Origin of the sequence: Leucobacter massiliensis (assembly GCF_002982315.1) — a bacterium.
GTDB lineage: Bacteria > Actinomycetota > Actinomycetes > Actinomycetales > Microbacteriaceae > Leucobacter > Leucobacter massiliensis.
This window is the reverse complement of the sequence record NZ_MWZD01000018.1, coordinates 25,916-52,128: the sequence shown is the minus strand read 5'-3', so window position 1 is coordinate 52,128 and position 26,213 is coordinate 25,916. Positions and strand designations below refer to the sequence as shown.

32 protein-coding genes are annotated in these 26,213 nt (G+C 66.4%); 16 read left to right on the top strand and 16 right to left on the bottom strand.

The window, feature by feature from the left end; translation table 11 throughout:
* Positions 1-56 precede the first annotated feature (56 nt).
* The 8 genes from tmk to B4915_RS11010 all read right to left on the bottom strand — a co-directional run bounded on the left by tmk (position 57) and on the right by B4915_RS11010 (position 7,338).
* Complete coding sequence (gene tmk, locus B4915_RS11045; protein ID WP_105805878.1) at positions 57-689, bottom strand: dTMP kinase; 633 nt, start codon at positions 687-689, stop codon at positions 57-59.
* Complete coding sequence (topA, locus tag B4915_RS11040) at positions 686-3,526, bottom strand: type I DNA topoisomerase (RefSeq protein WP_105805877.1); 2,841 nt, start codon at positions 3,524-3,526, stop codon at positions 686-688. The genes tmk and topA overlap by 4 nt, the downstream gene beginning before the upstream one ends.
* A 203-nt stretch (positions 3,527-3,729) precedes the next feature.
* Positions 3,730-4,530: a M23 family metallopeptidase gene (locus B4915_RS11035; protein WP_105805876.1), complete on the bottom strand. Its 801-nt coding sequence runs from the start codon at positions 4,528-4,530 to the stop codon at positions 3,730-3,732.
* The gene (locus tag B4915_RS14975; protein WP_245907473.1) at positions 4,527-5,000 is read right to left on the bottom strand and encodes a TadE/TadG family type IV pilus assembly protein; all 474 of its coding nucleotides are present in this window, start codon (positions 4,998-5,000) and stop codon (positions 4,527-4,529) included. Before B4915_RS14975 ends, B4915_RS11035 begins: the two co-directional genes overlap by 4 nt.
* Positions 4,978-5,046, bottom strand: a complete 69-nt coding sequence (locus tag B4915_RS11025) for a hypothetical protein (protein ID WP_245907472.1) — start codon at positions 5,044-5,046, stop codon at positions 4,978-4,980. The genes B4915_RS14975 and B4915_RS11025 overlap by 23 nt, the downstream gene beginning before the upstream one ends.
* A gap of 60 nt (positions 5,047-5,106) precedes the next feature.
* The gene (locus B4915_RS11020; protein ID WP_105805875.1) at positions 5,107-5,397 is read right to left on the bottom strand and encodes a hypothetical protein; all 291 of its coding nucleotides are present in this window, start codon (positions 5,395-5,397) and stop codon (positions 5,107-5,109) included.
* A gap of 33 nt (positions 5,398-5,430) precedes the next feature.
* A complete protein-coding gene (locus tag B4915_RS11015; protein ID WP_105805874.1) occupies positions 5,431-6,240 on the bottom strand; it encodes a helix-turn-helix domain-containing protein in 810 nt (269 codons plus the stop codon).
* A 696-nt stretch (positions 6,241-6,936) separates the two neighbouring features.
* Entirely contained in the window at positions 6,937-7,338 is a 402-nt protein-coding gene (locus B4915_RS11010; protein WP_181158559.1) for a helix-turn-helix domain-containing protein, read from the bottom strand.
* A 251-nt stretch (positions 7,339-7,589) separates the two neighbouring features.
* On the opposite strand from B4915_RS11010, the gene B4915_RS11005 reads away from it, so the two are divergent.
* The 8 genes from B4915_RS11005 to B4915_RS14720 all read left to right on the top strand — a co-directional run bounded on the left by B4915_RS11005 (position 7,590) and on the right by B4915_RS14720 (position 15,128).
* Entirely contained in the window at positions 7,590-7,925 is a 336-nt protein-coding gene (locus B4915_RS11005) for a helix-turn-helix domain-containing protein (RefSeq protein WP_146120088.1), read from the top strand.
* Positions 7,926-8,098: 173 nt separating this feature from the next.
* The gene (locus B4915_RS11000) at positions 8,099-9,832 is read left to right on the top strand and encodes a DNA primase family protein (protein WP_219845114.1); all 1,734 of its coding nucleotides are present in this window, start codon (positions 8,099-8,101) and stop codon (positions 9,830-9,832) included.
* Positions 9,829-10,719 (top strand): DUF2637 domain-containing protein, encoded by an 891-nt coding sequence (locus B4915_RS10995; RefSeq protein WP_105805870.1) that lies wholly within the window; start codon positions 9,829-9,831, stop codon positions 10,717-10,719. Before B4915_RS11000 ends, B4915_RS10995 begins: the two co-directional genes overlap by 4 nt.
* A gap of 138 nt (positions 10,720-10,857) precedes the next feature.
* Positions 10,858-11,229 carry a hypothetical protein gene (locus B4915_RS10990; RefSeq protein ID WP_105805869.1) on the top strand — a complete coding sequence of 124 codons (372 nt, stop codon included), beginning with the start codon at positions 10,858-10,860 and terminating at the stop codon, positions 11,227-11,229.
* A gap of 429 nt (positions 11,230-11,658) precedes the next feature.
* Complete coding sequence (locus tag B4915_RS10985) at positions 11,659-12,120, top strand: hypothetical protein (protein WP_105805868.1); 462 nt, start codon at positions 11,659-11,661, stop codon at positions 12,118-12,120.
* Complete coding sequence (locus B4915_RS10980) at positions 12,120-14,579, top strand: relaxase/mobilization nuclease domain-containing protein (protein WP_181158558.1); 2,460 nt, start codon at positions 12,120-12,122, stop codon at positions 14,577-14,579. The genes B4915_RS10985 and B4915_RS10980 overlap by 1 nt, the downstream gene beginning before the upstream one ends.
* 22 nt (positions 14,580-14,601) lie before the next feature.
* The gene (locus B4915_RS10975; RefSeq protein WP_105805866.1) at positions 14,602-14,982 is read left to right on the top strand and encodes a hypothetical protein; all 381 of its coding nucleotides are present in this window, start codon (positions 14,602-14,604) and stop codon (positions 14,980-14,982) included.
* A 2-nt stretch (positions 14,983-14,984) separates the two neighbouring features.
* A complete protein-coding gene (locus tag B4915_RS14720; protein ID WP_181158557.1) occupies positions 14,985-15,128 on the top strand; it encodes a hypothetical protein in 144 nt (47 codons plus the stop codon).
* A 76-nt stretch (positions 15,129-15,204) separates the two neighbouring features.
* Here the strand turns inward: B4915_RS14720 and B4915_RS10970 are convergent, their stop codons facing one another.
* Positions 15,205-16,620, bottom strand: coding sequence for a type IV secretory system conjugative DNA transfer family protein (locus B4915_RS10970; RefSeq protein ID WP_105805865.1), 1,416 nt, complete (start codon positions 16,618-16,620; stop codon positions 15,205-15,207).
* A gap of 11 nt (positions 16,621-16,631) precedes the next feature.
* Entirely contained in the window at positions 16,632-16,892 is a 261-nt protein-coding gene (locus B4915_RS10965; RefSeq protein ID WP_105805864.1) for a hypothetical protein, read from the bottom strand.
* Positions 16,893-17,054: 162 nt separating this feature from the next.
* Here B4915_RS10965 and B4915_RS14715 point away from each other — a divergent pair, with 162 nt between their 5' ends.
* The 4 genes from B4915_RS14715 to B4915_RS10950 are packed head-to-tail and all read left to right on the top strand — an operon-like array spanning position 17,055 to position 19,222.
* Positions 17,055-17,204: a hypothetical protein gene (locus B4915_RS14715; RefSeq protein ID WP_181158556.1), complete on the top strand. Its 150-nt coding sequence runs from the start codon at positions 17,055-17,057 to the stop codon at positions 17,202-17,204.
* Positions 17,197-18,027 carry a hypothetical protein gene (locus B4915_RS10960; RefSeq protein WP_105805863.1) on the top strand — a complete coding sequence of 277 codons (831 nt, stop codon included), beginning with the start codon at positions 17,197-17,199 and terminating at the stop codon, positions 18,025-18,027. Before B4915_RS14715 ends, B4915_RS10960 begins: the two co-directional genes overlap by 8 nt.
* A complete protein-coding gene (locus tag B4915_RS10955) occupies positions 18,024-18,584 on the top strand; it encodes a hypothetical protein (protein ID WP_105805862.1) in 561 nt (186 codons plus the stop codon). The genes B4915_RS10960 and B4915_RS10955 overlap by 4 nt, the downstream gene beginning before the upstream one ends.
* 2 nt (positions 18,585-18,586) lie before the next feature.
* Positions 18,587-19,222: a hypothetical protein gene (locus B4915_RS10950; RefSeq protein ID WP_146120087.1), complete on the top strand. Its 636-nt coding sequence runs from the start codon at positions 18,587-18,589 to the stop codon at positions 19,220-19,222.
* A gap of 69 nt (positions 19,223-19,291) precedes the next feature.
* On the opposite strand, the gene B4915_RS10945 is transcribed toward B4915_RS10950, so the two are convergent.
* A complete protein-coding gene (locus tag B4915_RS10945; protein WP_146120086.1) occupies positions 19,292-19,819 on the bottom strand; it encodes a hypothetical protein in 528 nt (175 codons plus the stop codon).
* An 83-nt stretch (positions 19,820-19,902) separates the two neighbouring features.
* Here B4915_RS10945 and B4915_RS10940 point away from each other — a divergent pair, with 83 nt between their 5' ends.
* From B4915_RS10940 to B4915_RS10930, 3 genes are all read left to right on the top strand, one after another.
* Positions 19,903-20,136: a helix-turn-helix domain-containing protein gene (locus B4915_RS10940; protein ID WP_105805859.1), complete on the top strand. Its 234-nt coding sequence runs from the start codon at positions 19,903-19,905 to the stop codon at positions 20,134-20,136.
* Complete coding sequence (locus B4915_RS10935; RefSeq protein WP_105805858.1) at positions 20,133-20,810, top strand: hypothetical protein; 678 nt, start codon at positions 20,133-20,135, stop codon at positions 20,808-20,810. Before B4915_RS10940 ends, B4915_RS10935 begins: the two co-directional genes overlap by 4 nt.
* 155 nt (positions 20,811-20,965) lie before the next feature.
* Positions 20,966-21,532, top strand: a complete 567-nt coding sequence (locus B4915_RS10930) for a recombinase family protein (protein ID WP_105805857.1) — start codon at positions 20,966-20,968, stop codon at positions 21,530-21,532.
* A gap of 16 nt (positions 21,533-21,548) precedes the next feature.
* Here the strand turns inward: B4915_RS10930 and B4915_RS10925 are convergent, their stop codons facing one another.
* The 3 genes from B4915_RS10925 to B4915_RS10915 form a co-directional block, all read right to left on the bottom strand.
* On the bottom strand, positions 21,549-22,574 hold the full coding sequence (locus B4915_RS10925; protein ID WP_105805856.1) for a hypothetical protein: 1,026 nt from the start codon (positions 22,572-22,574) through the stop codon (positions 21,549-21,551).
* Between the two features lie 33 nt (positions 22,575-22,607).
* On the bottom strand, positions 22,608-22,820 hold the full coding sequence (locus B4915_RS10920; RefSeq protein ID WP_105805855.1) for a hypothetical protein: 213 nt from the start codon (positions 22,818-22,820) through the stop codon (positions 22,608-22,610).
* A gap of 151 nt (positions 22,821-22,971) precedes the next feature.
* Positions 22,972-23,172, bottom strand: coding sequence for a hypothetical protein (locus B4915_RS10915; RefSeq protein ID WP_105805854.1), 201 nt, complete (start codon positions 23,170-23,172; stop codon positions 22,972-22,974).
* Positions 23,173-23,310: 138 nt separating this feature from the next.
* Between B4915_RS10915 and B4915_RS10910 the strand changes: the two genes are divergently transcribed.
* On the top strand, positions 23,311-23,514 hold the full coding sequence (locus B4915_RS10910) for a hypothetical protein (RefSeq protein ID WP_105805853.1): 204 nt from the start codon (positions 23,311-23,313) through the stop codon (positions 23,512-23,514).
* Between the two features lie 8 nt (positions 23,515-23,522).
* Here B4915_RS10910 and B4915_RS10905 read toward each other — a convergent pair whose 3' ends face one another.
* Together B4915_RS10905 and B4915_RS10900 are read right to left on the bottom strand one after the other, a co-directional pair.
* Positions 23,523-24,773, bottom strand: a complete 1,251-nt coding sequence (locus B4915_RS10905; RefSeq protein ID WP_181158555.1) for a 5-methylcytosine restriction system specificity protein McrC — start codon at positions 24,771-24,773, stop codon at positions 23,523-23,525.
* Position 24,774: 1 nt separating this feature from the next.
* Positions 24,775-26,196 (bottom strand): AAA family ATPase, encoded by a 1,422-nt coding sequence (locus B4915_RS10900; protein ID WP_181158554.1) that lies wholly within the window; start codon positions 26,194-26,196, stop codon positions 24,775-24,777.
* Positions 26,197-26,213: the final 17 nt, after the last annotated feature.

The window sequence follows — 26,213 nt, the reverse complement described above, 5'->3', positions numbered from 1 at the left end:
CCGCCCCCTGTCGCTTTCCGGGCGCCGGTGCCGTCGGCTCCTGCGACGTCGCCGGATCAGCGTGGCAGCAGGGGCGCGACGGCGGCGACGACTGCGGCGTGCAGGACGTCGGCGGGCTCGGAGGCGTCGAGGACCAGGTACCGGTCGGGGAAGGCCTCGGCGAGTTCGAGGAACCCCGCCCGGACGGCCGCGTGGAACGCCGCGGCTTCGGACTCGAGCCGATCCGCACCGCCGCCGCGATCCTCGCGGCGCGCCGCCGCGACGGCCGGGTCGAGATCGAGCAGCACCGTCAGCTGGGGCCAGAGCCCCCCTGTCGCCCACTCGCTGATGCGCCGCACATCGGCGAGGTCGAGCACCCGTCCCGCACCCTGATAGGCGAGGGAGGAGTCGATGTAGCGGTCCTGCACCACCACGGCACCCCGTTCGAGCGCGGGGCGCACCACCGCACCCACGTGCTGCGCGCGATCCGCCGCGTAGAGCAGCGCCTCGGCTCTCGGATCGACCGTGCCGAGCTCCTCGCCGCCGTGCAGCAGCAGCTTCCGGATCTCCACCCCCAGGCGGGTGCCGCCCGGTTCGCGGGTGCGCACCAGCTCGTGCCCGCGCTGCTCGATCCATGATCCGAGCAGTTCGGCCTGGGTGCTCTTGCCGGCTCCGTCGACGCCCTCGACGGTGATGAAGAGGCCGGTCATGCCGACTCGGCGAGCTTCTTCGCGGCGTTGGCCCTGCGGGTCTCGGCGGCCTTCTTGGCCGCCGCGGAGCGCGCGGGGTCGACGCTCTTCTTCGCGGCGCCCTTGGAGGCCGTGCCGCTTGCGGCGGCGGTCTTCTTCGCGGTGGTCTTCTTGGCGGGCGCCTTCTTGGCCGGCGCTTTCTTGGCCGGCGTCTTCTTCTTGGCGGGCCCCTTGGCGCGCTTGATGGCGAGCAGCTCGATGGCGCGCTCGAAGGTGATGTCCTCGACGCTGTCGCCGCGCGGGATTGTCGCGTTGGTCTCGCCGTCGGTGACGTAGGGCCCGAAGCGGCCGTCGCGCACCCGCACCGGCTTGCCGCTGACCGGGTCCGCGTCGAACTCCTTGAGCGCGCTGGCCGCCTTGCGGGCGCCGTACTTCGGCTGCGCGAACAGCTCCTGTGCGCCCGCCAGGTCGATCGTGAAGATCGCTTCCTCGGACGGCAGCGAGCGGGTGTCGGCCCCCTTCTTCAGGTAGGGGCCGTAGCGGCCGTTCTGGGCCGTAATGTCGGCACCCGTCTCGGGGTCCTGGCCCACGACGCGGGGCAGATCGAGCAGCGCGACCGCGGTGTCGAGGTCGACGGTCGCGGGGTCCATGCTCTTGAAGAGCGACGCCGTGCGCGGCTTCTGCCCCTTCGGCAGCTCCTCGCCCTCATCGGGCAGCTCGGTGACGTAGGGGCCGAAGCGGCCGTTCTTCGCGACGATGCGCTTGCCCGTCTGCGGGTGCAGCCCGACGACGCGATCCTCCGCGGGCTCCGCGTCGGCGAGTTCGTGCGCCTTCTCGGGAGTCAGCTCATCGGGGGCCATGCCGTCGGGGATGTTCACGCTGCGGGGCTTCAGCGCACCGTCCTCACCGACCTCGCACTTCTCGTCGTAGACCTCGAGGTAGGGCCCGTACTTGCCGTTGCGCAGCGAGATCTGCTCGTCGATCTTGATGGTGTTGATCGCACGGGCGTCGATCTCGCCGAGGTTGTCCACGACCCCGCGCAGGCCCGGGTGGGAGTCGGTGCCGAAGTAGAACTCGCCCAGCCATTTCCCGCGCGCCTGCTCACCGGCAGCGATGCGGTCGAGGTCGTTCTCCATCTCGGCGGTGAAGTCGTAGTCGACGAGCTCGCTGAAGTGCTCCTCCAGCAGCCGCACCACGGAGAAGGCGATCCAGCTCGGCACGAGGGCCTGGCCCTTCTTCGTCACGTAGCCGCGGTCCATGATCGTGCTGATGATGGCGGCGTAGGTCGAGGGCCGGCCGATCCCCAGCTCTTCGAGCCGCTTCGTGAGGCTCGCCTCGGTGTAGCGGGGCGGCGGGCTCGTCTCGTGGCCCTTCGCCTCGGGATCCTCGACCCCGAGCGGCTGCGCCTGCGCGAGCTGCGGCAGCGAGACGTTCTGGTCGCTGTCGCCGCGCTTCTCGTCGCGCCCCTCCTCGTAGGCGAGCAGGAAGCCGGGGAAGGTGATGACGGTGCCGCTGGCGGTGAACTCGGCGGCGGTGGGGGCGGCCCCCGTGGCCTCGGCGACAGGCACCGAGACGGTGACCGTGTCGGTCGAGCCCTTGGCATCGGCCATCTGGCTGGCCACGGTGCGCTTCCAGATCAGTTCGTAGAGCGCGTACTCGCCCTGCGACAGTGTGCCCTTGAGCGCTGCCGGCCGCTGGAAGACGTCGCCGGCAGGGCGGATCGCCTCGTGCGCCTCCTGTGCGCCCTTCGACTTGCCGGTGTAGACGCGGGGCTTCTCGGGGACGGTCTGCGCGCCGTAGAGCTCTGCCGCCTGCGCGCGCGCCGCCTGGATCGCCTGGCGCGAGAGCGTGGGCGAGTCGGTGCGCATATAGGTGATGTAGCCGTTCTCGTAGAGCGACTGCGCGAAGGACATCGTCTGCCGGGAGCTGTAGCGCAGCTTGCGCGAGGCCTCCTGCTGCAGCGTGGAGGTGGTGAAGGGCGCGGCCGGGCGGCGCGTGTGCGGCTTCGTCTCGATCGAGAGGACCTCGGCGCTGGCGCCGGCGGCGAGCGCTGCGGCGAGCGCTTCGGCACGCGACTGCTCCAGGCGGATCACGCCGGCCTTCGCGGCCTTCGCGGTGAGCTGGCCGTCGTCCCCGAAATCGCTTCCCGTGGCGAGCCGCTGTGCGTCGAGGCGCACGAGGCGGGCCTCGAAGGCGGTCGTGTCGGGGGCCTCTTCGCCGGGGCGGAAGGTGGCGGTGAGGTCCCAGTACTCCGCGGCGCGGAAGGCCTGCCGCTCACGTTCGCGGTCGACGACGAGCCGGGTCGCGGCGGACTGCACCCGCCCGGCTGACAGCTTCGGGGCGACTTTGCGCCACAGCACCGGGGAGATGTCGTAGCCGTAGAGGCGGTCGAGGATGCGCCGCGTCTCCTGCGCGTCGACGAGGGCGATGTCGAGGTCGCGGGTGTTCTGCTGCGCCTGCTCGATGGCCTCCCGGGTGATCTCGTGGAACACCATGCGGCGCACGGGCACCTTCGGCTTCAGCACTTCGAGGAGGTGCCACGCGATGGCCTCGCCCTCGCGATCCTCATCGGTGGCGAGCCAGACTTCGTCGGCGCCCTTGAGCGCTCGCTTGAGCTCGGCGACCGTCTTCTTCTTGTTGTCGTTGACGACGTAATACGGAGCGAAGTCGTTATCGACGTCGACGGCGAACTTGCCGAACGGCCCCTTCTTGAGCTCGCTGGGCAGCTCCGAGGGCTCGGCGAGATCGCGCACGTGGCCGACCGATGCGATCACCTCGTACTCGTCTCCCAGGTATCCGCCGATCGTCTTCGCCTTGGTCGGCGACTCGACGATTACCAGCTTCTTCGTCCCCGCCACGGGTCTCCATTCATCTGCTTCGAGCGCTCCGCGGGATGCGGTCCACGCTGCGCGGTGCGGCCTACGACGGTGGCCGACCGTTCTGCACCGACACGATACACACTCTGACGTGAGAATCCATCATCACCATATGCACCCGAGCCTCCGGGACGCATCGACTGCTCTCAATCATAGGATGCTCCGGCAGCGCCCGGCCGCCGCGCTCAGGGCGGGCCGAGGTAGGCGAAGGGGTCGAGGTCGGGCGCGGTGTTCCGCGGCGTGGTCGCGAGCGTGAAGTGCGTGTGCGGTCCGCTCGTGCACCCGCTCATCCCGGCGGTCGCGACGCGCTGGCCGGCCCGCACGCGGCTGCCCGGGGCGATGCCGAAGCTCTGCGGGGACGCCGGCATCACGTGGTTGTGCGAGCTGTACAGCACCCGCCCCCGGTACTCGTGGCGCATCACGACCGTGACGTTCGGACCGCGCCACCACTCCGGGTGTACCCGGCAGGCTTCCGGTACCCCGAAGCCGTCGGGGCCCGCGCTGATCACGACGCCCGCGTACGGGGCGTAGAGGGCGCCCTCCGGGCTCACGGCGAGGTCGAGCGCCCAGCCGTCGTGGGGTCCCTGCGTGACCGCGCGTCGGTCGGAGGGCCAGGCCCAGCCGTCGGGGCCGACGGCTCCGGACGCGGCGGACCGCGCAGCGTCCGTCATGGGTGCTCCGGCGCGCGCCTCGCCGCTTGCCGCGCCGAAGGGCCCGGATGCCGACACCTCGACCCTCGCCTCGGCGAGCTCCTCGCGGGTGGAGCACACGAGCAGCCGCGTGCCGACGGCGGCAGCGACCTCCTGCGCGAGCGCGCACGGCGGTCCCGCGCTCCACCCGGTGAGGGCGTCTGCGGCGGCGAGCGCCGCCGCATCGGCCGCAGCGGCGGCCCGCTGGTGCGCCTCCAGCTGAGCGGAGGCCGCGATCACCGGCAAGGCCAGGCACATCGCGGCGGCAGCGCACGCGAGCAGTGCGGGCGCGCTCACGCGAGGCTCCGAGCGGCGGGGGTCGCGGCGGCGACCGCAGCGGAACCGGGCACGCTCTCCTCGCCCGCGACAGCCGCGCAGGCCCGGGTCTCGACCGCGATGGCCGAGAGCAGCCCTCCCGCCGGGTGGCTGCGCAGCACGACGCAGTGCAGTGCCCCGCTCCGCTCTCGCTCCGCCTCGAGCGGCGGCCCCGCCCAGTCCGCGAGCATCGCCGCTGCGAGGTCCTCGTCGCCGCGTGCCTCGAAGCGCGCCAGCTGAGCGGCCAGCGAGACCAGGCTGAGGCGCTGCGCGGCGATGAACACCCCGGCGATGGAGATTCCGAGCACCGCGAGCACTGCCGGGAGGACGACGGCGAACTCCGCCGTGACCGCGCCCCGCTCCTCGCCGCACAGCCGCCGGAACGCCCCCTCCGTCGCGCCGAGCCGAGGCCTTCCGCCCGCCGCCCGCTCAGCCGCCCGCGCCGAGCGCATTCTCCACCAGCTCGACGAGCATGGCACGGATCTCGTCGGAGCGCAGGATCGCTACGAGCAGCCCCGCGAACGCGACGGCCGCCGTGGTGGTGGAGCTAGAGCATACTTACGCCGCGATCCATTGCGACTCACGGTAGGACCACGCGAACCATCCGACGAGGTCCGCGTTATCAATGTCTGGCTGAGCATCGAGGCGCTCGTGCACCCCGTCGCGCGTGATCTCGCCGGCGAAGAACGCGCGCAGGATCTCGCGTCCCCGAGGATCACGGAGGGCGTGAGCAGGACGCTCCGAGCGGCGTGTCGTGACGGGGTTACCCTGCTCGTCGAGAGCATCGAGCAGGGCCTCGACCTCGGCGGGTGTGCGGCGGCGATGCGCTGCGGGCGGATTGAGGGTCATCGGTGCCTCCCGGCTGTGCTGTGGTGGATCGGCTCAGTCTTCGACGAGGAGGCCGGAGAGCCGCTGGAGGTACCCAGGGCCCGTGGGCTCGACAAGATCGAACCAGGTGAAGGGGTGGCGCTCGGCCAGGACCGCGGGCAGGAGCGGGTGACCCTGCCGGAGCGGGACCTCCCACTCGTCCCACATGCACGCGTCGTCGAACCCATCGGACACGGCGTCCCAGTCGTCGTCGCCGAGCAAATACACGTCCTCGGCCTCGTCGTCGATGGCCTCGCGTGCCGGGATCCGATCGAAAATTTCGGGCATGTCCTCGAGCGACGCTTGCGCGCCCGCGAGCGCTGCGCCGATCAGCACCTCGTCGATGAGCGGACCTGGTCGGTCGAATGGCAGCGTGCCGGCCTCGATCTCGTCGGAGAGCACGCGGCAGCGTCGGCGGACGGCCTCGGCCCAGGCGCGATTCTCCCCGACCAGCATCATGACACGGAGGTCGAACTCGTCGAAGGGTGACACGTCGTAGAGCGGTCCGCTCGGATCGCTGATCCAGGGCGAGAGATACAGATCGTCCCACGTGTCGAGCTCGAGCGCGATGGCGTACGCCTGGCGCGGCGTGAGACGCCGCGAGTTCTGCCATGCCCGAGTGAAGGCGTCGGCCTCCTTGGACATGGCGAGATCGAGCTCGGAGACGCGCTGCAGGGCGCTCTCGCAGGCGCGGCGAGTCTTCTCGCTGACGGAGTTGGGGTCCTCCTCCCAGCGCCGCCAGGTGGCCAGGGAGACGCCCGCACGGCGGGCAGCGTCGGTCTGCGTGAGGTCCAGCTCGGTACGTCGGTCGGTGCGTTCGTTCATGAGGCGAGGGTATCGAGTACTCAGTGAGTAGTCAATCCGCGTGCCGGCGTCGAGGAGCAGGTGCGGCCAGGTGGTGGGTGGGTGAAAACCCGGCCGCAGGCCGGACGGGCAAGCGCCGCTCTGCGAGCGGCGGACAGCGATACGAAGGGAGGACATCAGGAGTAGACGCATCGGGAAGGCGTGGCCTGGAGGTAGCCAGGCATGATCTCGCCGCCCCCCGCTGCGCGACGCGTGGGAGTTGACTTCCCCTCGTGGTGATGATCTTCCTGTGACGAAAGCCGGGGCCTGCGGCCCCGGTTCTCGCTCTTCGTGCTGGGTACGGCCTGCGTCCGGGCCGTAGCACGTGTAGCAGCTGTAGCACGTGTGTAGCAGATGGCTGCTACAGGTCTTTCCCTTGCTACGACTGGGATCGATGGGGGTGTAGCAGCTGTAGCACGTGAATCAGGAAAGTTATAGGTAGGTGTCACCCCTCACACGTCCTATAGAAGTTCGGAATTTTCCTGCTACAGCTGCTACACCGCCGAAGTTCGTTGAAATCTCGCGGCAAATCGCGTAGCACCCACGTGCTACACCTGCTGCTACACGTGCTACATCTGCTACATGTCGCAGCGCATCTCCTCGGCGACGAGCACGTCGTGCCTTTCCCCGCTGACGACGATCTTCCAGTGACGGGGCCTGCGGCCCCGGTCCTCGCTCTTAGGACTGCGCACTGTCGCCCGAGCGCTGCTCCGCCTCGAGCGCTACGATCTGCTGCCGAATGGCGTCCGCGCTCGCGCGGGCCTGGGCTGCCTCGGCCTCGGCGTCAGCGGCTTGCCACTCCACCTGCTGGAGCTCGTGCTGGAGCTGATGGAGCTGAGCGGCCACCTCGCCACCCTCATGGAGCATTTCGTCGAGGGAGACGCCGAGCACGTCGGCGATCGCGACTGCCTCGTCGAGGCGCACGACGCGGTCGCCGCGCTCCATGCGGGTGATCGCCGTGCTGTCGATGCGGTACGACAGGCTCGACGAGACACGATCGGCAAGCTCGGCTTGGCTAATCTTCGCCGTGCGACGAATCTCGCGGAGTCGGTGGACGAAGGTCTCGGATGGGGCGGGCATTGTGTGCATCTCCTTGTTTACGAGCAACCCTGCGATTTGAACAGTATCGTCCGCAACTACAGTGTTGCAATCGCAGATTCTTGTAGTAAGCTTGGGGCTACCAGGACCCGGATGGTCCAGAGCGGTAACCGCCCTCAGTAGGCGGGGAGCGACCGATTACGGATCGGGCGGAGCTCAGCCGTCGAATGCGACGTGTAGCTGAGACATCGAGATGCAGTCAGCGTCTCGGTCGACTCGGAGGCTCCGCAACGATGGCTACGACCGCCACCCTTGACAGCACCCTTCGCATGTACGGGCTGCGTGATCTGACCGCCGGAGGCTGGGGCTCCCGCGGTCATCTCCTCGGGCTCATTCACTCCGGCGAACTTCCCGCGGTGATGATCGGCAACGCTTGGAAGGTCCGCGAGACGGACCTTGCCGCCTATGCCGGCGTCGACATCGCCGATCTTCACGAGAGCCGTGCCTCGCAGGAGGCTCGCGCGACCGAGGACATGGACGACCTCGCCACCTTCGTCGCGCAGATCGTCTCGACCTGGCCGCGCCTCAGTGCCGAGCGCAGGCGCGAGCTGAGCCGCCTCGCGGCCTGACATACGAAAAGGCCCCGCCGAAGCGAGGCCTTCTCAAGAATCTCCACTCTCCAGATCACGAGCGCCAACTCGTATCGATCCAGAAGGACACCTCCATTATGCCAAATTTTGGCCCTTCGCGCAGCGATGCTGACGCCACCAATCAGGACTCCACCGCCTTTGCCGAGGCGTTGATGACCGTGTCAACCGACCTAGCTGCCGAGGGGCCCCTGCCCCGCGGTCAGATCATCGAGCGGGTGACGACCGCCTACCTCGACCAGGTCGGGCAGCTGTCTGCCGTCGACACCCCGAGCCCTCGCGACGTGGAGCGCACGCTGCTGACCATGCTCAACGAGGCGCTCATGCTGCAGAACGCTGAGATCCGCAGCGCGCAGGAGAAGCATTTCCCGGCCAGGTCGCTCACGCCTTGGCAGGTGGCGCAGATTCTGATCCGCCTCCACCACGTCATCCGCGTCTCGCCCAGCAACAAGAGCGTCGACCGCGAGTACGACATCACGGCGATGTACGTGTCGTCGGGGCCTGCCGAGGGGACCTACACGAGCAGCGAGGATGCGATCCGCGCGACGGCTCGCCGATACAACGTCGGCATTTCCGTCAACGAGTTCAAGGAGATCGAGGCGGCGCTTCGTGAAGACGCTCCTCGTCGGACCGTGTGTGCGGACGCCGACAAGATCTTCGTGCGCAACGGGATCTTCGACTACAAGACCAAGGTCCTGCACCCCTTCGACCCGAGCATCGTGTCGATGCGGAAGAGCCACGTCGACTACGTCCCGGACGCGCCCAAGGTGGTGATCACCCATCCCGAGGACGGCACTGTCTGGGACATCGAGTCCTGGATCGAAGAGCTCTCCGACGAACCAGGCATCCCCGAGCTGCTCTGGGAGATCCTCGGCGCGATCATCCGGCCGCACGTCCGGTGGGGCAAGGCTGCGTGGTTCTACTCCGAGGTCGGCAACAACGGCAAGGGCACGCTCTGCGCCCTGATGCGAAACCTCGTCGGGCACGAATCGCACACCTCGATCCCGCTGTCGGAGCTCGGCAAGGAGTTCGCCCTCGAGCCGCTGATGAAAGTCAACGCGATCATCGTGGACGAGAACGACGTCGGCACCTACATCGACAAGGCTGCCAACCTCAAGGCGATCGTCACCAACGACGTCATCCAGATCAACCGCAAGTACCGGATGCCGGTGGCCTTCCAGTTCTACGGCCTGATGGTGCAGTGCCTCAACGAGATGCCGCGTGTGAAAGACAAGTCGGGGTCGCTCTACCGGCGTCAGCTGTTCGTTCCCTTCGAGAAGAGCTTCACGGGACGTGAGCGGAAGTACATCAAGGACGACTACCTCGCGCGCCGCGATGTCCTCGAGTACGCACTCTGGTACGTCTTGCACGTCGCCGGCAGCACGACGCCGGGTAGCTACTACCAGCTCTCCGAGCCGGAGGCGACGAGGCGCGTCCTCGAGGAGTACAAGGAGTGGAACGACCCCGTGCGGGCGTACTGGAACGAGTTCCGCGAACGGTTCGTCTGGGACCTGCTGCCGTTCACCTTCCTCTACGACCTCTACAAGGCGTGGTTCGCCTCGGTGAATCCCTCCGGATCGCCGGTAGAGCACAAGCGATTCGTCCAAGACCTCGTGCAGATCCTCCAGACGGACGACCAGTGGTATTGCACGGACAAGAGCCGGAGCGTGCGGACGAGCACGCACATGGACGAGCCGGAGCTGCTCATCCACGAGTACGAGCTGAAGAGCTGGCTGAACCCGACCTACAAGGGCATGGACCCTGACATGCGCTCCAAGCCTGTCCTGCAGCTGAACTACCGCGGCGTCCGCCGTGCAGGAGTCGCGCCGTCGACTCTGCCCCCGATTGCCCCAACCACCATCGATCCTGAGGAGCGTGCAGCAGCATGACCGCCCATAGCCACCGCCGCGCCCCTCGCTGGCTCGTCAGCTCCGCGATGATCCTGGTGCTGACCGTGACCCTGCTCGCGTTTGGCCTGTCGTTCGCCGTGCTGCAAGACCTGGCCGCGCGGGCGGGGATCCCGGCGCAGATGACCTGGGCGTGGCCGCTGATCGTCGACGGAACGATCGTCACGGCGATGCTGGTGATCTTCACCCAGCGCGACCGCGGTCGCCGTGCGCTGGCCCTGCCGTGGGCAGCACTGATCCTGTTCGCCCTGTTCTCCGTCGTCGGCAACGGGATCCACACGGCGGCCGTGTACGACGGCGCGCAGGGCATCAGCCTGACCGTGGCGATCTGCGTCGGCGCGATCCCGCCCATCGGCCTCCTGCTGGCCAGCGAGATGCTCGTGCGTCTCCTGACGCCCGTCCCGGTCACCGCGACCGCGGTGACGTCGCCCGACGGCGTCGGTGACGAGGTGACGCGTCCCGTCGTTGACGAGACGGTCACAGCCGTCGAAGCCGAGACGAAGGTGACCGCTACCCCGGTCACTGACCTCGTCACCGACGGTCAGGAGAGGTTCACCCCCGCTCCGGTGACCGGCGTCGTGACGGCCCCCGTGACTGCGGAGGTGACTCCCGACCCGGTCACGACCTCCCCTCACGACGGTGCTGAGAGTCCTGCTGACGAGGAGCTGACCGTCCTTGTCGAGGAGATCCCGACCGACCCGCAGGAGCAGATCTCGTGGATCGTCGAGCGCGCCCGCGCAGGCCAGGACGTCACCCGTCGCGGCCTGATGCAAGCTCTCAGCGACGCCGGCCACGCGGCGAGCGAGAGCACCGTGCAGCGCCGCCTGGCTCGCGCTCGGGCTGTCGCACCCGAGGCGTTCGCCGCCTGATCGAGAGCGGAGGCCGAGGCACCTCCCGGCCTCCGCTCCCGCTCCGTCCGAGCCCTGTGCCGCCTCCGCTCCCGCTGCGGACAGCACCAAGGCCACCACCCCTCATCGACGGCAAGAGAATCACGAAGGAGACAGAGCATGACCAAGCGTTTCGACCCGAAGGCCAGGGCAAAGGAGATCGCCGCAGAGCTCAAGGCCGCAGAGCAGCAGCAGCGCGAGTACGACGATGCGATCGACGAGGCGGTGAAGCATGCAGGACGCACCCGCGCAGAGTTCGTGGAGATGCTCTATCGCCACTTCGGCATCGATGCAGAGATGACGGAGCGTCGCACGAAGGAGGGCGAACTCATGCGCACGAAGGACGGCTCACCCATCCTCGTGAAGACCGACCGCGACGAGGGACATCGCATTGCTCGGCTCGCCGAGCGATTCGAGGAGCTCGTGCTGCAGGCGGAGCGTGGACAGGCAGACGCTGAGAGAGGCGGCTACCCCACGTCGCTCAGCGGATGAGCCTCGCTCCGGACGAAAATGCCGCCTTGGATTCGACAGAGTCCGAGGCGGCATTTTCGTATCCTCGCTCTCCATTTTCGCCTTCTGGTGGAGCCAGTCCCTTGGGGGCCCCACCGCAGGTGGGGAGGGCTGGCGGAGCCGCATTTTCTCTGAGCGCGAAGCGCGAATGAACCAGGATTCGTCAGCAAATGACGGGGCGAAGCGCCGTCATTTGTCTGACGGATCAAACTGGTTCTCGCTCTTGTGGCCCGTGTGGCCCCTACAGCAAAAATCCCTGATGGAAGCCCCATGTCGCATCGTCACGGAGTACTATGGTTATACCCCCCTGGGGTATTGACCGGCGCGACGTGAATGGAGGTCCAAAGCATGATGGAGGTGACGTCTGGGCCACATCGAGGTCGGCAAGGGAAGCCGCGGCGACCGAAGCCCATGAACTACGGGCTGCGCCGCACGCTGCGCTTCAGCGAGGACGAGGAAGCCGCAGTCGCGGCGATGCGTGCGGCGCTGGGGAAGATTCATGGCGTGGAGGCCGAGCAGGTTCCCTTCTCGAAGGCGCTGCGTCTGCTGCTGACGGAGAACCATCGTGCGGCGCAGGTGCTGGCAGGACAGCCGGAAGCCTGGGCGGCCTCGGGCACCTTCGAGCTGCCTGACGAGGTCTGGAACGGGCTCACGGAGTGCCGTAACCGGCTGTCGCACTCGCAAGGCTCGCTGTACGTGATCCTCCGCAAGCTCAACTTCGACGAGGGTGTGACCCGGGAGGAGGTCCGCGACGCGTTCACGGCCGTGCAGGAGTCTAAGGCGACCGTGGATCGCATGGAGGCTCTGCTCCTCGACTTCATCTCGGCAGCATCGGCCGGAGCGGTAGCGAAGGACGGACAGGAGGCGGCGTAGTGGCCACCGTCTCCGCTCAGTCGACCCGGCGCAGCGCCGCCACGGTGAAGTACGCCGGAAAAGGCTACGTCGCCATCTCCGCGGTGGGCGCTCCCGCGCCGCTGTTCGAGCAGCACCTCCTGGCCATTCGCGAGGCCCACGGCAAAGACGGCGTTCGCCCTCGGCACCTCGTCAAGGACGGCACCGTCGTGCGCGACGAGCATGGAAACCCTGTCGTCGAGAAGAACGCGTTCGGGCACGTCCAGTACGAGTCGAAGTACGTCCAGGCATACTCACTCGTCGAGAGCTTCGGCCGCGACGAGCTCGACCCAGAGGATCCGGAGTCGTGGGCGAGGGCTCAGCGATACGGTCAGGCTCTGGCTGCTGACCGGGCACCCGGTCACCCCGTGCTCGTCGCGACCGAGGTGAACGGCCGGACCGGTCACGTCCACAACCACATCATCATCGGGGCCGTTCACCCGGTCACCGGGAAGAGTCTCGACTCCAACGCGTTCACCCACTCGCGCATGGCGATCGCCCACGACCGGGTTCTGGCTGAGCAGGGGTTCACCCAGCGCGCAGACATGCAGGAGCTGACCCGGTCAGCGGCGCAGGAGGTCGAGCAGCGTCGAGCAGAGGCGCTCCAGAGTGCGCCCGAGGGGATCAGCCCCTCACAGCTCCAGCGGCGACTGATCGCGGCCGAGAACTCAGTGCGCATCCAGGACAGCGTCAGCCGCTCCGGGCTGGAGCCTGAGGCCAAGGCGCAGTTGCATGCGCAGAAGCGTGAGGATCGTCGTCAGCGCGAGTACGAGCTGTACCAGCTCAACAAGATCGAGCGTGAGGCGGCCCTCGACGTGGGCGCGGTGCCCGTGCCGGAGCGGTTCTCCGAGATCGAGCTCGAGGGCCGCGTCCGCGAGGTGCTCGCCGATCCTCGCGCACAGTCATGGGATGAGATCCAGGAGCTCGGGCGTCAGAACGGCGTGACGATCGGTCGTCGCGGCCAGGACGTCGTCTACGGCATGATGCTCGTGGAGCCCGACGGGTCGCTGTCGGAGCCGGCGCGGGCGCACCGACGCCGGGGCACCGGGCTCGGCGTCGGGTTCCGCGTCAAGGACGTCGAGGCGGCGATCGACAAGAACGTGGCGTTGCAGAAGGCGGCGGAGGCTCCGGCATCGACCCCACGCTCCTACGACGACATCTTCCGGGCGCACGAGGCGGCAATCGCAGCCGGTAGCTCTGCGTCGATTGACGGCAACGCCGCGGGTCTGCCGTTCAGCGAGCCCGTCGTGGAACCGACGCTTGAGTCGGAGCCAGCTCCGAAGCCGTTCCGATCGACCCTGCGCAATGCGCACTTCTCGAAGGCTCGCGCGCAGCGCCGCGTCGCCGCGCTGGCGCAGCTTGAGGAGGATTACGAGTCGCGTGGCTTCGTCGTCGACGCCGAGTTCATCGCGCGCCTCCGGGACAAGGACGGCGTGGGCGGCATCGGCGAGAGGAGCCTCGGCGCGTTCGCCCCCTACCTGCACCCGGAGATGCAGGCGGTGCTCCAGCAGTACGTCGAGAAGTCGGCTCTCGCGAGCCAGTACAAGCAGAAAGCGGGTCGAGGTCCAGCCGAGCAGGAAGCGGGCCGTGATGCAGACGAACAGGCGGAGAAGTCCAAGGGCGTAGCCAAGTCGTTGACGGATTACTACACGACGGATCATCCGTACGGAACGCTGGCCGACTTCAAGGAACGGCAGAATCTCACTGCCGAGCAATTGATCGCTTCGAGGACGGCCGACCGGCTGCGCGACGAAATCGCAGCGGGAGATCTCTCCGTCGACGCGGTCCGAATCGCCGCTGCGCAGTACCCAGCCACGCAAGCGCGCCTGAGGGCCCAGGCCGTGATGGCCGGTGCGGGCGACCGTTCGATTGCGGCGGTAAAGCTCCCACGGGAGCCCCTGGATCCGCAGCGACCGCACCACCCTCGCGGGAGTCGACCGACCGAGGCCGAACTCGTCGTCTTGGTCGCCGGCGAGGACAACAAGGGGCGCGTGTTCGTCGACGCGCAGGTTCGCGCAGAGGACCCGTTGGCTCGAGGGCAGCGAGGTCTGCATCTGAGGGCGGCGCGATCCGGCGAGAATCAGACCCCGACGACGCTCGTGCCCTACACGCGCGCGGAAGTCGCCCGAATGGCGAATGCTTCGGGTGGCATGGGCACCGTCATCGCCGGCCAGCGCGCGTTCGCGATGCGAGGAACGGTCGAGGAGGTCGTCGCCGGCGGTCGTCGGTACCACCGTGTTAAGCCCGGATCTGTGAAGCCGTCGGAGCTGCACCCGCCGGACGAGACGTTCCTCGAGACCCAGACGGCTCACGAGGACAAGGTGCGCTCTGAGACGAAGAGTCAGGGCCGGCAGCTGTTGGACGACGCTCGCACGGCTCGCACGCGGATCACGAGGGAGGAGATGCATCAGGCCAGCAACGACAGCTTCGGTTTGGAATAGCAGGACAGCAGGGAGGAAGGACATGGCTCAGCCGAAGGTCGACGACCGTGAGGTGAAGAAGGTCCGCGCGGCCGTCGAGCGCGACGGTCAGAAGAAGGCGGCGGCGAGGTTCGGAGAGACCTCGCCCGAGTACCGAGAGGCGATGGCCCAGCGCCAGCGCCTGAAGGCAGCAGGACAGAAGCAGCGGGCAGCGCTCGCAGAACAGGGAGGCACGACGATGTCGATTCAGCAGCAGGGCAACCAGAAGAAGCAGGCTACGGCCGCGCAGCGCTCTGCTCAGGCGCAGCGCTCGGCCGGCCAGCAGCGCCTCGCCGAGGCGCGGAGGGTTCAACAGCAGGCGCGTCAGCGCGCTGCCGCGCAGCAGTCCAAGGGACAGCAGCAGTCCCGCGGCATGGGGATGTAGCCGTGAGCATCCTCAGTACGAGCCGCGACACGCTCTACGGGGTGGGTGGCTACGACATCTGCCTGGAGTGCGGCGGAGAGACGCCTACGGGCGACAGCACACGACTCCACTACGACGGCTGCTCGAAGCTGTTGCCAGAGGAGTAGGCACCGCCCCGAGACGCTCGAAGACCCCAGCAGCCAGGCTGCTGGGGTCTTCGAGCGCCGATTGCCTACGAGGCCGTCAGCGGACCATCTTGGTGAAGTCGCCGAGCTTGACCTTCATGCCCGCGAGACCACGAATCAGGAGCCGTCCCTCGCCCTGGTGACGCGGCAGGAGCTCGGCGGCGTGGAGCACCTCGCCCCGCTCCGTGGAGAGGCTCTGCTGACGACCACTCGCGTCCGTGGATCCCGCTGGGCGCTCGCTCGGTGGCTGCGTCCAGGCGGCCGTCTCCACGATGTCCCGCTCGATCGCACCGATGCCGATGAGGATCGCCGGGAAGACGTTGCGCAGGACGTCCACCTCCACCTTGCCGAAACGCTTCTCGAACTGCGAGGTGTGCTGAGCTGCGACCGTGAAGTGCATGCCGTACGAGCGCATCAGGCCGATGTGCTCGGAGAGCCGCGGGATCGGGCAGATCTGCGGGCACTCGTCGATCACCATCGCGATCTTAGGCAGGCCCCGCGGAATCGCGTGGATCTTCCAGTGCTCGACGAGGCTCTCGATCACCGACGTCGCGGCTCCCGCGGCGCTGCCCGATGACGGGGAGACGAGGTAGAACGTCGCGCGCGGGTCTTCCAACAGCTGCGGGGTGAATGCGACTTGTCCAGGCCGCCCGCGCACGGCGCGCTTCTTCCAGCTCGAGAGCGCGACGCGCAGGTTGATGCCCACCGAGTCGCGCTGCTTCGGGTCGAGGCTCTGGACCGACGCGACGTCTGCTGCATGGCTGGAGCCGAGGAGGCTCGCTCGAGTCGCGGCGACAGTCCAGCTGGGGGTCGTGAGATCGACGGTCTCGTCGTCACCGTCGTCCGCGGCGTCCGGGACCAGCGCCGCCTTCAGTACCCAGTCGATGCCGCCGCCCCAGACCATCGGCGGGTTGTCCGGATCCTGTGAGTAGTCGGGGTACCAGCCGCCCGCCTGGATCAGGCAGGCGAGCGTGCCGAGGGCCAGCGTCATCCAGAACGCTGAGTCGCCGCCAGTCTGGCCGCCACCCATGCCGAGGCTGCCGACCTGCGTAAGCAGCGTCGCGAGATCGAGAGCCGAGTCGTCCGTCGAGCCGTCGGCATCCGGCGTCAGGAGCGCGCACGGGTCGTTGGCGACGGGGGTCACTCCGTCGGGGAGCTGCGTCCAGTCGGCTTGACCGGTGAGATCCATCACGTAGATGGGACCGCCGCGCTGCGCCCGCGTGCGGGCAGTCATCTCGGCGAGGTCGCTCTTGGCGGAGACAGCGCAGACGGGGCCGTCCCACATCATGATCTGCGGTGCGAGCACGCGCCGCGATTTGCCTGCACCGGTCCCCGCCAGGACGAGCAGGTGCGGGCCGGTCGGGGCGAGGCCGGAGGCCTTGCCCGCCGAGTCAATCAAGAAGCCGCCGTAGGGCTGTCGCTCTACGGGCGGGGTGAAGTCAGGCTCCCTCGGAGCCTTGTCGAAGAGAGCCATCGTGGGGCCTTTCAGTCGGCGTCATCATCGTCTTTCTGCGAGTAACGCGACTCCATGGCCGCACGCCCGACGGCTTGACGCCGGGCGCGTTCTTTCTTCATGGCTTCGTCCACGAGCTCGATGAGCGCGGGGTCCGCGGCATCCAGCACGTCGAGTCCATGCTCCACCAGGACGCGAGCGAGGATGCCGGGCTGACTGATCCCCCGGTCGGCGGCGTGATGCTGCAGGCGTCGACGGGACTCCGCGTCCAGCGAGATCGACATGCGACTCATGCGCTTCTCCTCATGTAATGGTGTTGCACTTACAACAATACTACCCTAGGATGGACAGTAACCCGAGGCCCGAATGCGGAGCCTGTGCCGACATCGGTCTGGCACCCCCATTCCGCCCGGGTTTCTTCCTGTCCGGGCATCTGCGACCCGGAGGGAGCCACGATGTGGCGACTCATTTTCGGAGGGATCATCCTCCTGTTCGTCCTCGGAGCCGTCTTCCTCGTCGGCTTCGTCCTGGGCTCGACCGTGACGCCGCTGGCCCCGTCGGCAAGCGCTTCGGCCACCTTCGGGGTGGTGACGCCGCATGCCTGAGCCGACCCGATACGAGGCCGAGCGCGCGGCGTGGATCAACTCCAAGACGTGGCTGGACAAGCCGGCGGCATTTCGACGCGTCGCGCAGCTGACGCGTCGCGCACGCGAGATCGAGCGCAGCAAGGCGGGACTCGACGGCACACCCGCCCGCGAGGCCGAGATCAAGGGTGTCTTCCACCTCTGGACGCACCACGACGACACGAAGACGTCGGCGCTGGGGCTGGTCTCCTACGTGATCGTCTACGGCATCGTGACACCGGTCGGCTTTGGCGTCACATGGCTCGTCTCGCTCGTTGCCTTCCGGGCAGCCGAGATGGCGGCGGAGAAGCACCGGCCTCGCGTCTGGCACTTCCTCGTCGCCGGAGTCCTGTCGCTGGGTGTCCTGATCGGGCGGCCGCTCGGCTGGGACCTCTGGGCGATCCACGGTCTGGCCTCGGTCATCGAGACGGTGAGCGGCGGACTGATCGGTTCGCGGACCCTGTCCGGCTGGTACGCCGCGGGGTGGATCAGCTGGATCTACGTCCAGGTCGCCCTCGGGCTCCTGCGTGCGGCGTGGCTGGTCTACGCCTGGGGTTGGGAGGCCCCCGCCGTCCGGAAGAGCGCCTCGGCGCAGAACGATGCGCGCGACGACGGGATGCGAATCATCGACGGCCTTCACGCGACCGCGACGAGCTCTGGGCCGGCTCCGGCGCAGACCCCCGAGTCCGTACCGACTCACCCGCACGACATCGAGGACGACGAGGAGATCCTCGCCATGGCCGAGCTGATGGCCATCCCCGACGACATCGACATCGACGACTCCCACGAGAGGAAAACAGCATGACCGAGAACAACAACAACCAGCCGCACGTGACCGTCAACATCACGCCGAATAGTCGCGCCTACGACATCGTCGGCACTCTGCTGGGGATGGGGTCGCTCGCGGCTCTGGCCTGGGCGATCTCGACGCAGGGATGGGTGGAACTCGCGTCCACTGGTGCCACGATGATCCTCTTTCGCCTCGTTTCGACGATGGTGACGGCGGGCCTCATCGTCTTGCCGGAGAAGGATCGAAAGGGCGACTTCGAGGCCACCTCCGGTCTGCTGCGGACGGCCTGGGCAGACTACCAGCGCTTCCAGGCCAATTCGCCGGTCTGGCGTCTCGTTCTGCTCGCCGTCGGTTACACGGCCGTCTTCCTGATCGTCCGATGGCTCATCGGTCTCGCGTTGCTCATCTTCACGAACATCTGGGTCGCAGTCGCCGCGGGCCTCGCCCTGGGAATGTTCATCATTGCGCCGAAGCTCATCGGGGATGGGCTTCGGAATCTCAAGAGCAAGACCGGAGTGCGCGTGAACACCAAGGCCGCTCTGGAGAACGACACGAAGGGAGCAGGCGCATAAACGTGAAGAGGATTACAGCAGGTCTGGCTACGGCGCTCCTGACGCTCACCGTCGCGGGCTGCAGCTACCCGGGAAACGAGGGGGTCGAACCGATTGCTGCGAAGACCGCGACCCCGGAGCCGACCTCCCCGTCGGATGCCGAACCGACGGAAGAGCCCACGCCCGAGGGGACGGAGGAGCTGGACGACCTCTCGGCAACGGTGACGCCCGCACCGAGCGAGAAACCCGAGGGCGAGCTCGACAGCGACGCCGATCCGATCGTATTGGGAGAGGAGGGGTCGACGCTCTACCTGCGCGCGATCCAGGCGTTCAGCCCGGAGCTCGAGTCGTGGTCGGTCGACCTGGAGAGGGGGCGGGTGCACTACCTGCGGCACACGTGCATCGGATCCATCGAGGGTGAGGGGTATGGCTCGGTGGCACCGAACGAGGACTCGGTGTACGCGGACAGCTGGATCGTGACGTGGGAAGGCGAGAATCCTACGGAGCATAGTGACAGCCTCACCACGTGGGCCACGATCACGGATGCAGCTCTCACAGCAGACGTGGATGTCTCCTCCGTGCACACCGACATCGAGATGCGCGAGTATCGCGAGATGTGCCTGGGGGCGGGTGAGATGCTCATCGATTTCATCCTCTGACTCCCAACGGCACAGCAAGAACCCCGCGGATCTATCGTCCACGGGGTTCTTGCTGTGTAGGTGATGAGGCTACGAGCGGCCGTCGTTCTCGAACTCTCCATAGCTGTCCAGGCACATCTGCTCGTAGGCCGCGACCAGCTCTTCACCCTCGGCCGAGTCCGCAGCCGCAAAGCCTCGGCGGTCGTCGGCACCATCGCCGTACAGGCTGATCCCTCCGTCGTCGGACGCCGCGAGCTGCTTCTCGCTGGTGTCGGCATAGTTCAGCGTCACGGCACCCGTGGACGGGTCGTAGTCGTGCGTGTACTCCTGGACGAACTGCGGCATGCACGCGGTGCTCAGCTCTCGGAGCTCGACGCCCTGGAGCGTCATGGTGGTGAGCACGACGTCGATGTCGTTGAACGACACGTACGAGCCGTCTGCGGCGAGCTCGACCGCCTCGGCAGGCTCTTCTGTCGCGACGGGCGTCTCGACGGTCGACGCCACCGGTTCTGCGGCGGGCTCCTCCTCGCCGGCGCAGCCAGCGAGCCCTGCGGTGAGAACGACAAGGGCCGCCGCGGCGGCAGCGGATCGGATCCGCGTCGTGGATGTGATGGTCATGGCGGGCATCTCCCCAGTAGCACCTGAACAGTGTGACTCATAGTCCGTGGACTAATAGACAGCATATCCGTTGGCATTGATCTATGAGCGTTCCCGAGCACCGTCGAATATTCGGCGAGCATCTTCGGGAATTGCGCCGGGATCGCGGCTGGGGATCTCAGGAGTCCTTCGCCCACCACGTCGGCATGGATCGCACCTACGTCAGCGGTCTGGAGCGAGGGCGACGCAATCCGACGCTCGACGTCATCGTCAAGCTCGCACGTGGCCTCGAGGTGACGCCGGCCGATCTGCTCGCACCGATCACGTCGACGTCATGACCCGGCCGCCGATCGGGCCGGAGATCATGATCGCGGAGTGGCTCTTCGTGGAGACGCTCGAGGATCTTCGTCGGCGATGCGAGAAGCCGCGGGAGCGCAGTCGGTACGAGTTGCTCGGAATCGCGCCCCTGCTTCGGAAACTCTTCGTCGACGGGCATACGCTCGTGGACCGCGTGCGTGCGGGCCGGCCGGAGATTCAGATGGATTTCCGCCTCCGCCCGTGGACCAAGCCCGAGAGTGTGGGCGACGACGATCTGCCGTACCTGATCAGGCTCGGCGGCGAGGAGCTCGTGGGCGACCAGAGCACGCCGAGCATCACGACGATCCAGCACCTCCTGAAGGCGCAGGTGGGAATGGTCCGCGACCGTCCTTTGGCGCTCCGTGACGTCGTCCTGTATTACGCAAATGCCGAGGGAGGCGTGCACCTCGGCCCTGCGAAGAACGACACCCAAGAAGTGCTGAGCAGCATGGCACCTCTGCTGCTCGGGCACAGCAACGGCCAGATCGAGATCCTCGCCCATATCGGGCGGGTTGCGACGGACGGCTTGAGCGCGCTGTACGAGTCGGTGCTGTCGTCGCCGATGCGCGATACGCGCATGCACCTCCGCAATGAGCACGGCTTCTTCGAGAACCATTGGACGACCGACCGCTATCGGGCTCAGCTGGGCCTCTAGGTGAGACGACGTTCAGAAAACGACCGGTTGTCGAACGCTGAACAGTCCGCCCGCACGGATAGGAAATTCACGGCCAACTCGTTCAACAACTCGTTCATAAACAGCTAGTCTCGATTCAAGATGATGAACACGTTTATTGAACGAAGGGTGCGCTGATGGCATTGATCGGCCTGGTTCGGGTGAGCACGCGAGGGCAGGACACCGCGCGGCAGCACGACGCCCTCGACCCCATCTGCGTGAAGGTGTTCGAGGAGAAGGTCAGTGGCAAGCTCGCCGTAGACCAGCGCCCGGGCTTGCAGAAGGCGATCGAGCATCTCCGCGACGGGGACATGCTGACGGTTCAGGAGGTGGACCGACTCGGCAGGAATCTCCTCGAGGGATTGATCGTCCTGACGGACCTCTTCGAGCGAGGCATCTCGGTAAAGGTGCTCGAAGGCATCGCAGCAGGAGAACATACGGAGCGCAGCCTCATCCTGGATCTCGCGCTCGCGCTGGCAGAAGACCGTCGCCGGGACATCGTGCGCAAGACGAAGAATGGACTCGAGGCTGCGAGGGCACGCGGCAGAGTTGGCGGACGCCCCACCGTCGTCGACGAAGACAAGCGCGCCGCGATCGTGGCTCGACGCGACCGCGGGGAGTCGATTCGGGTCATCGCGAGCGGTATCGGTGTCTCGATGGGCACCGTTCACCGAGTGCTCTCCGAGGAGAGCACCGGCGGCTGACCGGACCGACGAGGCCTCACCTCATGCGGTCGGCAAGCTGGTCGAAGAACTCGGCGACCATCTTCGCAGCGTCGTCTTTCATCAGCTCGGCTCCACCGAATCGGTAAACCTCGTATCCCGCGAGCCGGAGCCGGCGATCCTCGGCCACCATCTCGCTGTACAAAGTGGGGCTCGCCACATTGCCCGTGGAGTAGTGCTGCTTCCCGTCGACCTCCAGCACGACCCGGTGCCTGCTGGAGAACAGGAGAAGGAAGTCCATCCTCTGACGGGCCAACGGACTACCACTCTCGCCAGCGGCCCGTCGTGACGCCTGGGTAGCGGGATCGAAATGGAGATAGACCTGCGGGATCAGCGCCGGGATGTCGAACTGGTTGTCCTTGTAGCGGGCCGCGTAGGTATCGAAGACGAGGAGTTCGACGGAATTCTCCCCCAAGGACGCACGGAGGCGCTTATGGAGGTCGATTCCAACGTCTCGCGCGGATACGGATTCCTCGAAGCCCTCGTGTGCGCGCCACCATTCGATCAGACGGGCGAAGGTCAAGCCGTCGGTTGGGATGGGCTGGTTGTAGACGAGACAGTACTCACCATTGCGGACGATCTCGATGTCGTTGTTGACGGCGTCTCTGAGGACGAGTTCGGGCTTGGGACCGTTCGCCGCGAAAATGAGGTTCTTTGCGGGCGCGTCGACACCGCCAGCGCGATCGTGCTCAGCGAGCAGGTTCGACAGGTCGAGGCGAAGCTGGCCGGCTACTTCGAGCTCGTTCACGATGCGACGCGCAAGAGCGACGAGTCGCGGGAGCTCCCAGCCTTCCGTGTATGCACGGATGAGGTCGCGCTTGGAGAACTCTCCGTGGCTGGGCTGAACGTCCTGCTTCTGCCAGGGAAGCTTGAGCTCCTCGGCCAACACGGCTTCGAGATCGTTCCGGGTGTACGTGTGAATGAGCGCTTCTTCGATCGCGCTTCGGAACGAGCGGGACGACACCTTCAGGGGCAGCGCCGGCGCATCGCCCAAGACGGCGTCGAGGAAACTGAATCCGGTCACAACAGCATTGTCTCGCGATACGCCGATGTGCGATCAGGCCGCATCGTGGGCCTGAATGAGTGTGAGTGCGACCGCGCAGCACAGGGTGCAGCACGGGTGCCCGACGCGCTTGTAGGCGACGAGGTAGTCGACAACGTGGCCGGTGTGCCATTGGTCCCGCTCGTCGGGGCCGGGGATGGTGCCGCAGACGGGCAAGAGGTCGCCAGCGTCGCGGTAGAGGTGGTGGACGATGGTGCGCATGGCCATGGGAGATCCTCGCGGTGTGGGAAAGCGTCGGGTCGTCGCCTCCAGGCTACGAGGAGCCACCGACAGACGATCTCGAACGATGGGTATGACGGGAGAAAAGCGAAACGCCCCCTTCCGAGGAGGAGGGCGTTCAATGACGACAGCAGGCGGCTCAGAACAGAGAGCCGATCCAGTTCACGATGCCGACGCCGGCCACGATGACGACGGCGAGGACGACCAGTCCGATCCAGCTCGTCGGCATCACGTTGTGCCCGTCAGGGCTCATGAACCAGGGGCGCTGATACCAGCGCTTGCGCGGAGTGTCATCGTGCGCCTCGCCCGAGGGAGACTGCGGGTTCTTTTGGTTCGTCATGTGCGTGCTCGTTTCGTACCGGTATCTCCATCGTTGCGATGATCGCGACGTGAAGCAACACCGCGGTGTCCTCGGTGACGACACGAGTGCAGCACGAAATCCAGTGCCGTCTGCACGAAATGCGGTGAGAATGGGGCCATGGACTACGAGCGCACGGAAGGGCCCGACGGCCTCGAGATCCGCGTGCCGACGGACGACGGCTACCGGACGTGCTCAGAGTGTGGCGGCGACTGCGCGCCCGACACGTCACTCAGCGCCGACGGCACGGGCGTTCGGATCGCCTTCGTGTGTGCGGAGCACGGTGTGCAGAGCGTCGTGGATCCGTTCAGCGACCTGAGGTGATGACGACGTTAGGGCGTTCGTCCGGCCATGGTTCCTAGGAGTCTCAGAACCGCGTCTGCTCTACGCTTTTCCCCTGAGCCGCGTTCGTACCCATAAAGCTCCAGTCCCATGGTTGCCAGTTGCATGGGTTGTCCGTTGAATCCTTGGACGTCGTAGATCCTAGGTTCCTCGGCACCTGGATACACCAGTATCGCGATCGGAGAGTGCAGTACTGCGGCCGTAGCGAGGGCCTGATAGCGATGGTCCTCGCTCGGATGTGTACTGGGCAACGTATATTTTGCCTCGAATGTCGCCACAACTTGACCTGTGTCATCGCGAAGGACGCCGTCAGGCTCCACTGAGCCGGCGATCGCGCCGCGGAGCTTCAAGATTGGGTAACGTCGCTTCGCGCCGAACACGATATTCGGAGCTGCTCGAGTGACGGCCGCGAGGGTCCGTTCTAAGAGCGTCTCGAGAAGTGGCCACGGCTCAACTGCGACTTCGAGGCCGATTGAGTGCCCTGGGTCATTGATGATTGAGCGGTTCCGCAGGACGGCGGCCGCAATGTCCCATGCAGGGCGGTAATTCTTCCACTGGGAAGGCATCGGCCGAGTGGCCGCTACAGGGTTGATGTGTTCTGGTAGCGGATGTCCTGGAATGACTGCGGACTCGAGTCGAAGCAGTTGGGCCGACAATGCGCTGTCTGACACTGATCGACGGAATGCGTGTGACACTACCGATAGGCCACGCGCGAAGTCATTCGCTACCGTGAGCTGATCCCGTTGAACTGGAAAGAGAATGGGGTCGCGCCAAGCATTGCGGGTGTATGCGCTCACGTCGAGTCTCCCGCTCAACCGGCGCGAGTTGAGACGGTAGCGCTCAAAAAGCTGCAGTGGGCCGTCCTTCGAGATGGCATTTTCGAGACGACGTGCGTATTCGAACGCAATGACTGACGTCAGGTCTTGGCGGGCGTGTCCCTGGCGGGAGCGCTGCGACCCGGTCACGGAGATGCGCGATTCTTTGTTGAGCAACTGCACGACGGCGCTCGGCCAGGAACTGCTGGCCGGCACCTTCGGCTCAACTTCGAGAACCGTGCCGTCCGCCATCCGGGCCGATCCGATGAGGTTGCCTATCTTGACGACGCCTTCGGTACGAGTCACCTGAGGAATGCGCGGTTGCAGGCGGGCTTCAAGTCCTTGGACAGCGTCGATTACCAATCCAGCGGTCTCGCGAGGAAGGTTGACGCCTTCGTGCTCACGAAGCCTCAGCCTCGGCTCCATCTCAAACCCCGGCGAGTCGCGAGAGTTCGGTATGGAGCTCGTCCGACGGCATCCCAGCAATCGGGTTGAACGCAAGGCGTGGACGAGCGAACTGCTCGTGAGCGGGGTCGGCAGCCAGCCACCAAACTGCGTGCGAAGAACTTGCGACAGCGTCTTCTGGTTTCCCCGCGTTGAGAATGAAGGCGAGGGTGTCGTCATCGTCCTGGAGCGCGAGACGCATCGTCTGGACCACTCGAAGATCCCACGCTGAGGCCAAGGATCGGAGCGCATCTTCGGCGGAATCGCCTGCGACATGCCAGAAGTTGGAGTGGCCGAGGAGGAAGTCGCGGCCGAGCGATGCTTCAATTCGGGCGTTAATCCCTCGCAACAATTCGACGGCCAGGCTAGCGACATGGCCAGGCGTCCAGTTCGACCACGGGTCGCTTAGGTCGGCATCGAGATCTGCCGAGAGCTGCGCTGCAAGAAGCTCGTAGTCCGGCCCAATCTCGACGATCGAGAATCGGCGACGAAGGGCCGCGTCGAGGGGTGCCACACTGCGATCGCTGGAGTTCATCGCTGCCACGATCCATAGATTCCGCGGCAACCCGAACCGAGACGCGACCCGGACGCTCTTATCTACGGCGAACTCTTCAGGAACGTCGATGGGAAGTCCGTAGGAGGGTAGGTCAACGTGAGCCACGTCGCGCTTGTCCTTGTCGAGCAGTGCGAGCGTGTCTCCGAGGATGGCAGCAGCGTTACCGCGATTGAATTCATCGAGCACCAGGAGCGCCGGATTCCCGCTAGAAGCATAGTGCGCGAGATTCACGAGCGGTCCGGTGGACACCCCCACCTGAACTTCCTTGCCCTTGACCTTAGGCAGAAGACCGACCACGAGATTGTCATAGGAGTAGCTCGGGTGAAAGACCACCGTAGCGGCCTTGCCTGCACCAGGTTCGTCCTCCGGCTCGCTCCATGCGTCGTAAATTTCATCGGGGTCAAATGTGACCTCAAAGTCAGGATTTGTCACATGCTGAACGAGCTTGTCCAGCAGGACAGACTTACCGGTACCAGGAGGCCCGATGAGGAGGAGGTTTGGGTTCTCCTCGAGCTTCGCGATCGCTGCGTCAACGGCAGGGTCTGGGGCCTGACCGCCTAGGATCCGGGATGCGCATGACGGCACAGAGACGTTGAGTGAATCGACAAGCTTCTGCACCTCCCGAGGGAGCAGATCAGTGCTCGCGAACTCGAGGCCAGCCGAGGGGTCCTTCAAGTATGTGCGGACATGCAGGACGTCATCTTCGTCTTTCAGCTTTACCGCGACAAGGTAAGCGAGATGCCCTGCCTGGTTAAACGAGTCGATTGCCGCAATCGCATCGACGTCTGTTCGTGCTACACCGTTGCCTCGAAGTGGTGTCACTGAACTTGGGTCGGGGTCAGGAGTCATGCGCCAAGGGTCTGGCG

Bases quoted from the DNA above. Each gene is read 5' to 3' on its own strand.
- B4915_RS10935 (WP_105805858.1), top strand. From the start codon at position 20,133: ATGACCCGGCCGCCGATCGGGCCGGAGATCATGATCGCGGAGTGGCTC.
- B4915_RS11015 (WP_105805874.1), bottom strand. From the start codon at position 6,240: ATGAACGAACGCACCGACCGACGTACCGAGCTGGACCTCACGCAGACC.
- B4915_RS11000 (WP_219845114.1), top strand. From the start codon at position 8,099: ATGACCGTGTCAACCGACCTAGCTGCCGAGGGGCCCCTGCCCCGCGGT.
- B4915_RS14715 (WP_181158556.1), top strand. From the start codon at position 17,055: ATGTGGCGACTCATTTTCGGAGGGATCATCCTCCTGTTCGTCCTCGGA.
- B4915_RS10970 (WP_105805865.1), bottom strand. From the start codon at position 16,620: ATGGCTCTCTTCGACAAGGCTCCGAGGGAGCCTGACTTCACCCCGCCC.
- B4915_RS10960 (WP_105805863.1), top strand. From the start codon at position 17,197: ATGCCTGAGCCGACCCGATACGAGGCCGAGCGCGCGGCGTGGATCAAC.
- B4915_RS10985 (WP_105805868.1), top strand. From the start codon at position 11,659: ATGAACTACGGGCTGCGCCGCACGCTGCGCTTCAGCGAGGACGAGGAA.
- B4915_RS10940 (WP_105805859.1), top strand. From the start codon at position 19,903: ATGAGCGTTCCCGAGCACCGTCGAATATTCGGCGAGCATCTTCGGGAA.
- B4915_RS10995 (WP_105805870.1), top strand. From the start codon at position 9,829: ATGACCGCCCATAGCCACCGCCGCGCCCCTCGCTGGCTCGTCAGCTCC.
- B4915_RS10955 (WP_105805862.1), top strand. From the start codon at position 18,024: ATGACCGAGAACAACAACAACCAGCCGCACGTGACCGTCAACATCACG.
- B4915_RS10990 (WP_105805869.1), top strand. From the start codon at position 10,858: ATGACCAAGCGTTTCGACCCGAAGGCCAGGGCAAAGGAGATCGCCGCA.
- B4915_RS10930 (WP_105805857.1), top strand. From the start codon at position 20,966: ATGGCATTGATCGGCCTGGTTCGGGTGAGCACGCGAGGGCAGGACACC.
- B4915_RS10965 (WP_105805864.1), bottom strand. From the start codon at position 16,892: ATGAGTCGCATGTCGATCTCGCTGGACGCGGAGTCCCGTCGACGCCTG.
- B4915_RS10975 (WP_105805866.1), top strand. From the start codon at position 14,602: ATGGCTCAGCCGAAGGTCGACGACCGTGAGGTGAAGAAGGTCCGCGCG.
- tmk (WP_105805878.1), bottom strand. From the start codon at position 689: ATGACCGGCCTCTTCATCACCGTCGAGGGCGTCGACGGAGCCGGCAAG.
- B4915_RS10910 (WP_105805853.1), top strand. From the start codon at position 23,311: ATGGACTACGAGCGCACGGAAGGGCCCGACGGCCTCGAGATCCGCGTG.
- B4915_RS14975 (WP_245907473.1), bottom strand. From the start codon at position 5,000: ATGCGCTCGGCGCGGGCGGCTGAGCGGGCGGCGGGCGGAAGGCCTCGG.
- B4915_RS10915 (WP_105805854.1), bottom strand. From the start codon at position 23,172: ATGACGAACCAAAAGAACCCGCAGTCTCCCTCGGGCGAGGCGCACGAT.
- B4915_RS10900 (WP_181158554.1), bottom strand. From the start codon at position 26,196: ATGACTCCTGACCCCGACCCAAGTTCAGTGACACCACTTCGAGGCAAC.
- B4915_RS11020 (WP_105805875.1), bottom strand. From the start codon at position 5,397: ATGACCCTCAATCCGCCCGCAGCGCATCGCCGCCGCACACCCGCCGAG.
- B4915_RS11005 (WP_146120088.1), top strand. From the start codon at position 7,590: ATGGCTACGACCGCCACCCTTGACAGCACCCTTCGCATGTACGGGCTG.
- B4915_RS11010 (WP_181158559.1), bottom strand. From the start codon at position 7,338: ATGCCCGCCCCATCCGAGACCTTCGTCCACCGACTCCGCGAGATTCGT.
- B4915_RS10920 (WP_105805855.1), bottom strand. From the start codon at position 22,820: ATGGCCATGCGCACCATCGTCCACCACCTCTACCGCGACGCTGGCGAC.
- B4915_RS10945 (WP_146120086.1), bottom strand. From the start codon at position 19,819: ATGACCATCACATCCACGACGCGGATCCGATCCGCTGCCGCCGCGGCG.
- B4915_RS10905 (WP_181158555.1), bottom strand. From the start codon at position 24,773: ATGGAGCCGAGGCTGAGGCTTCGTGAGCACGAAGGCGTCAACCTTCCT.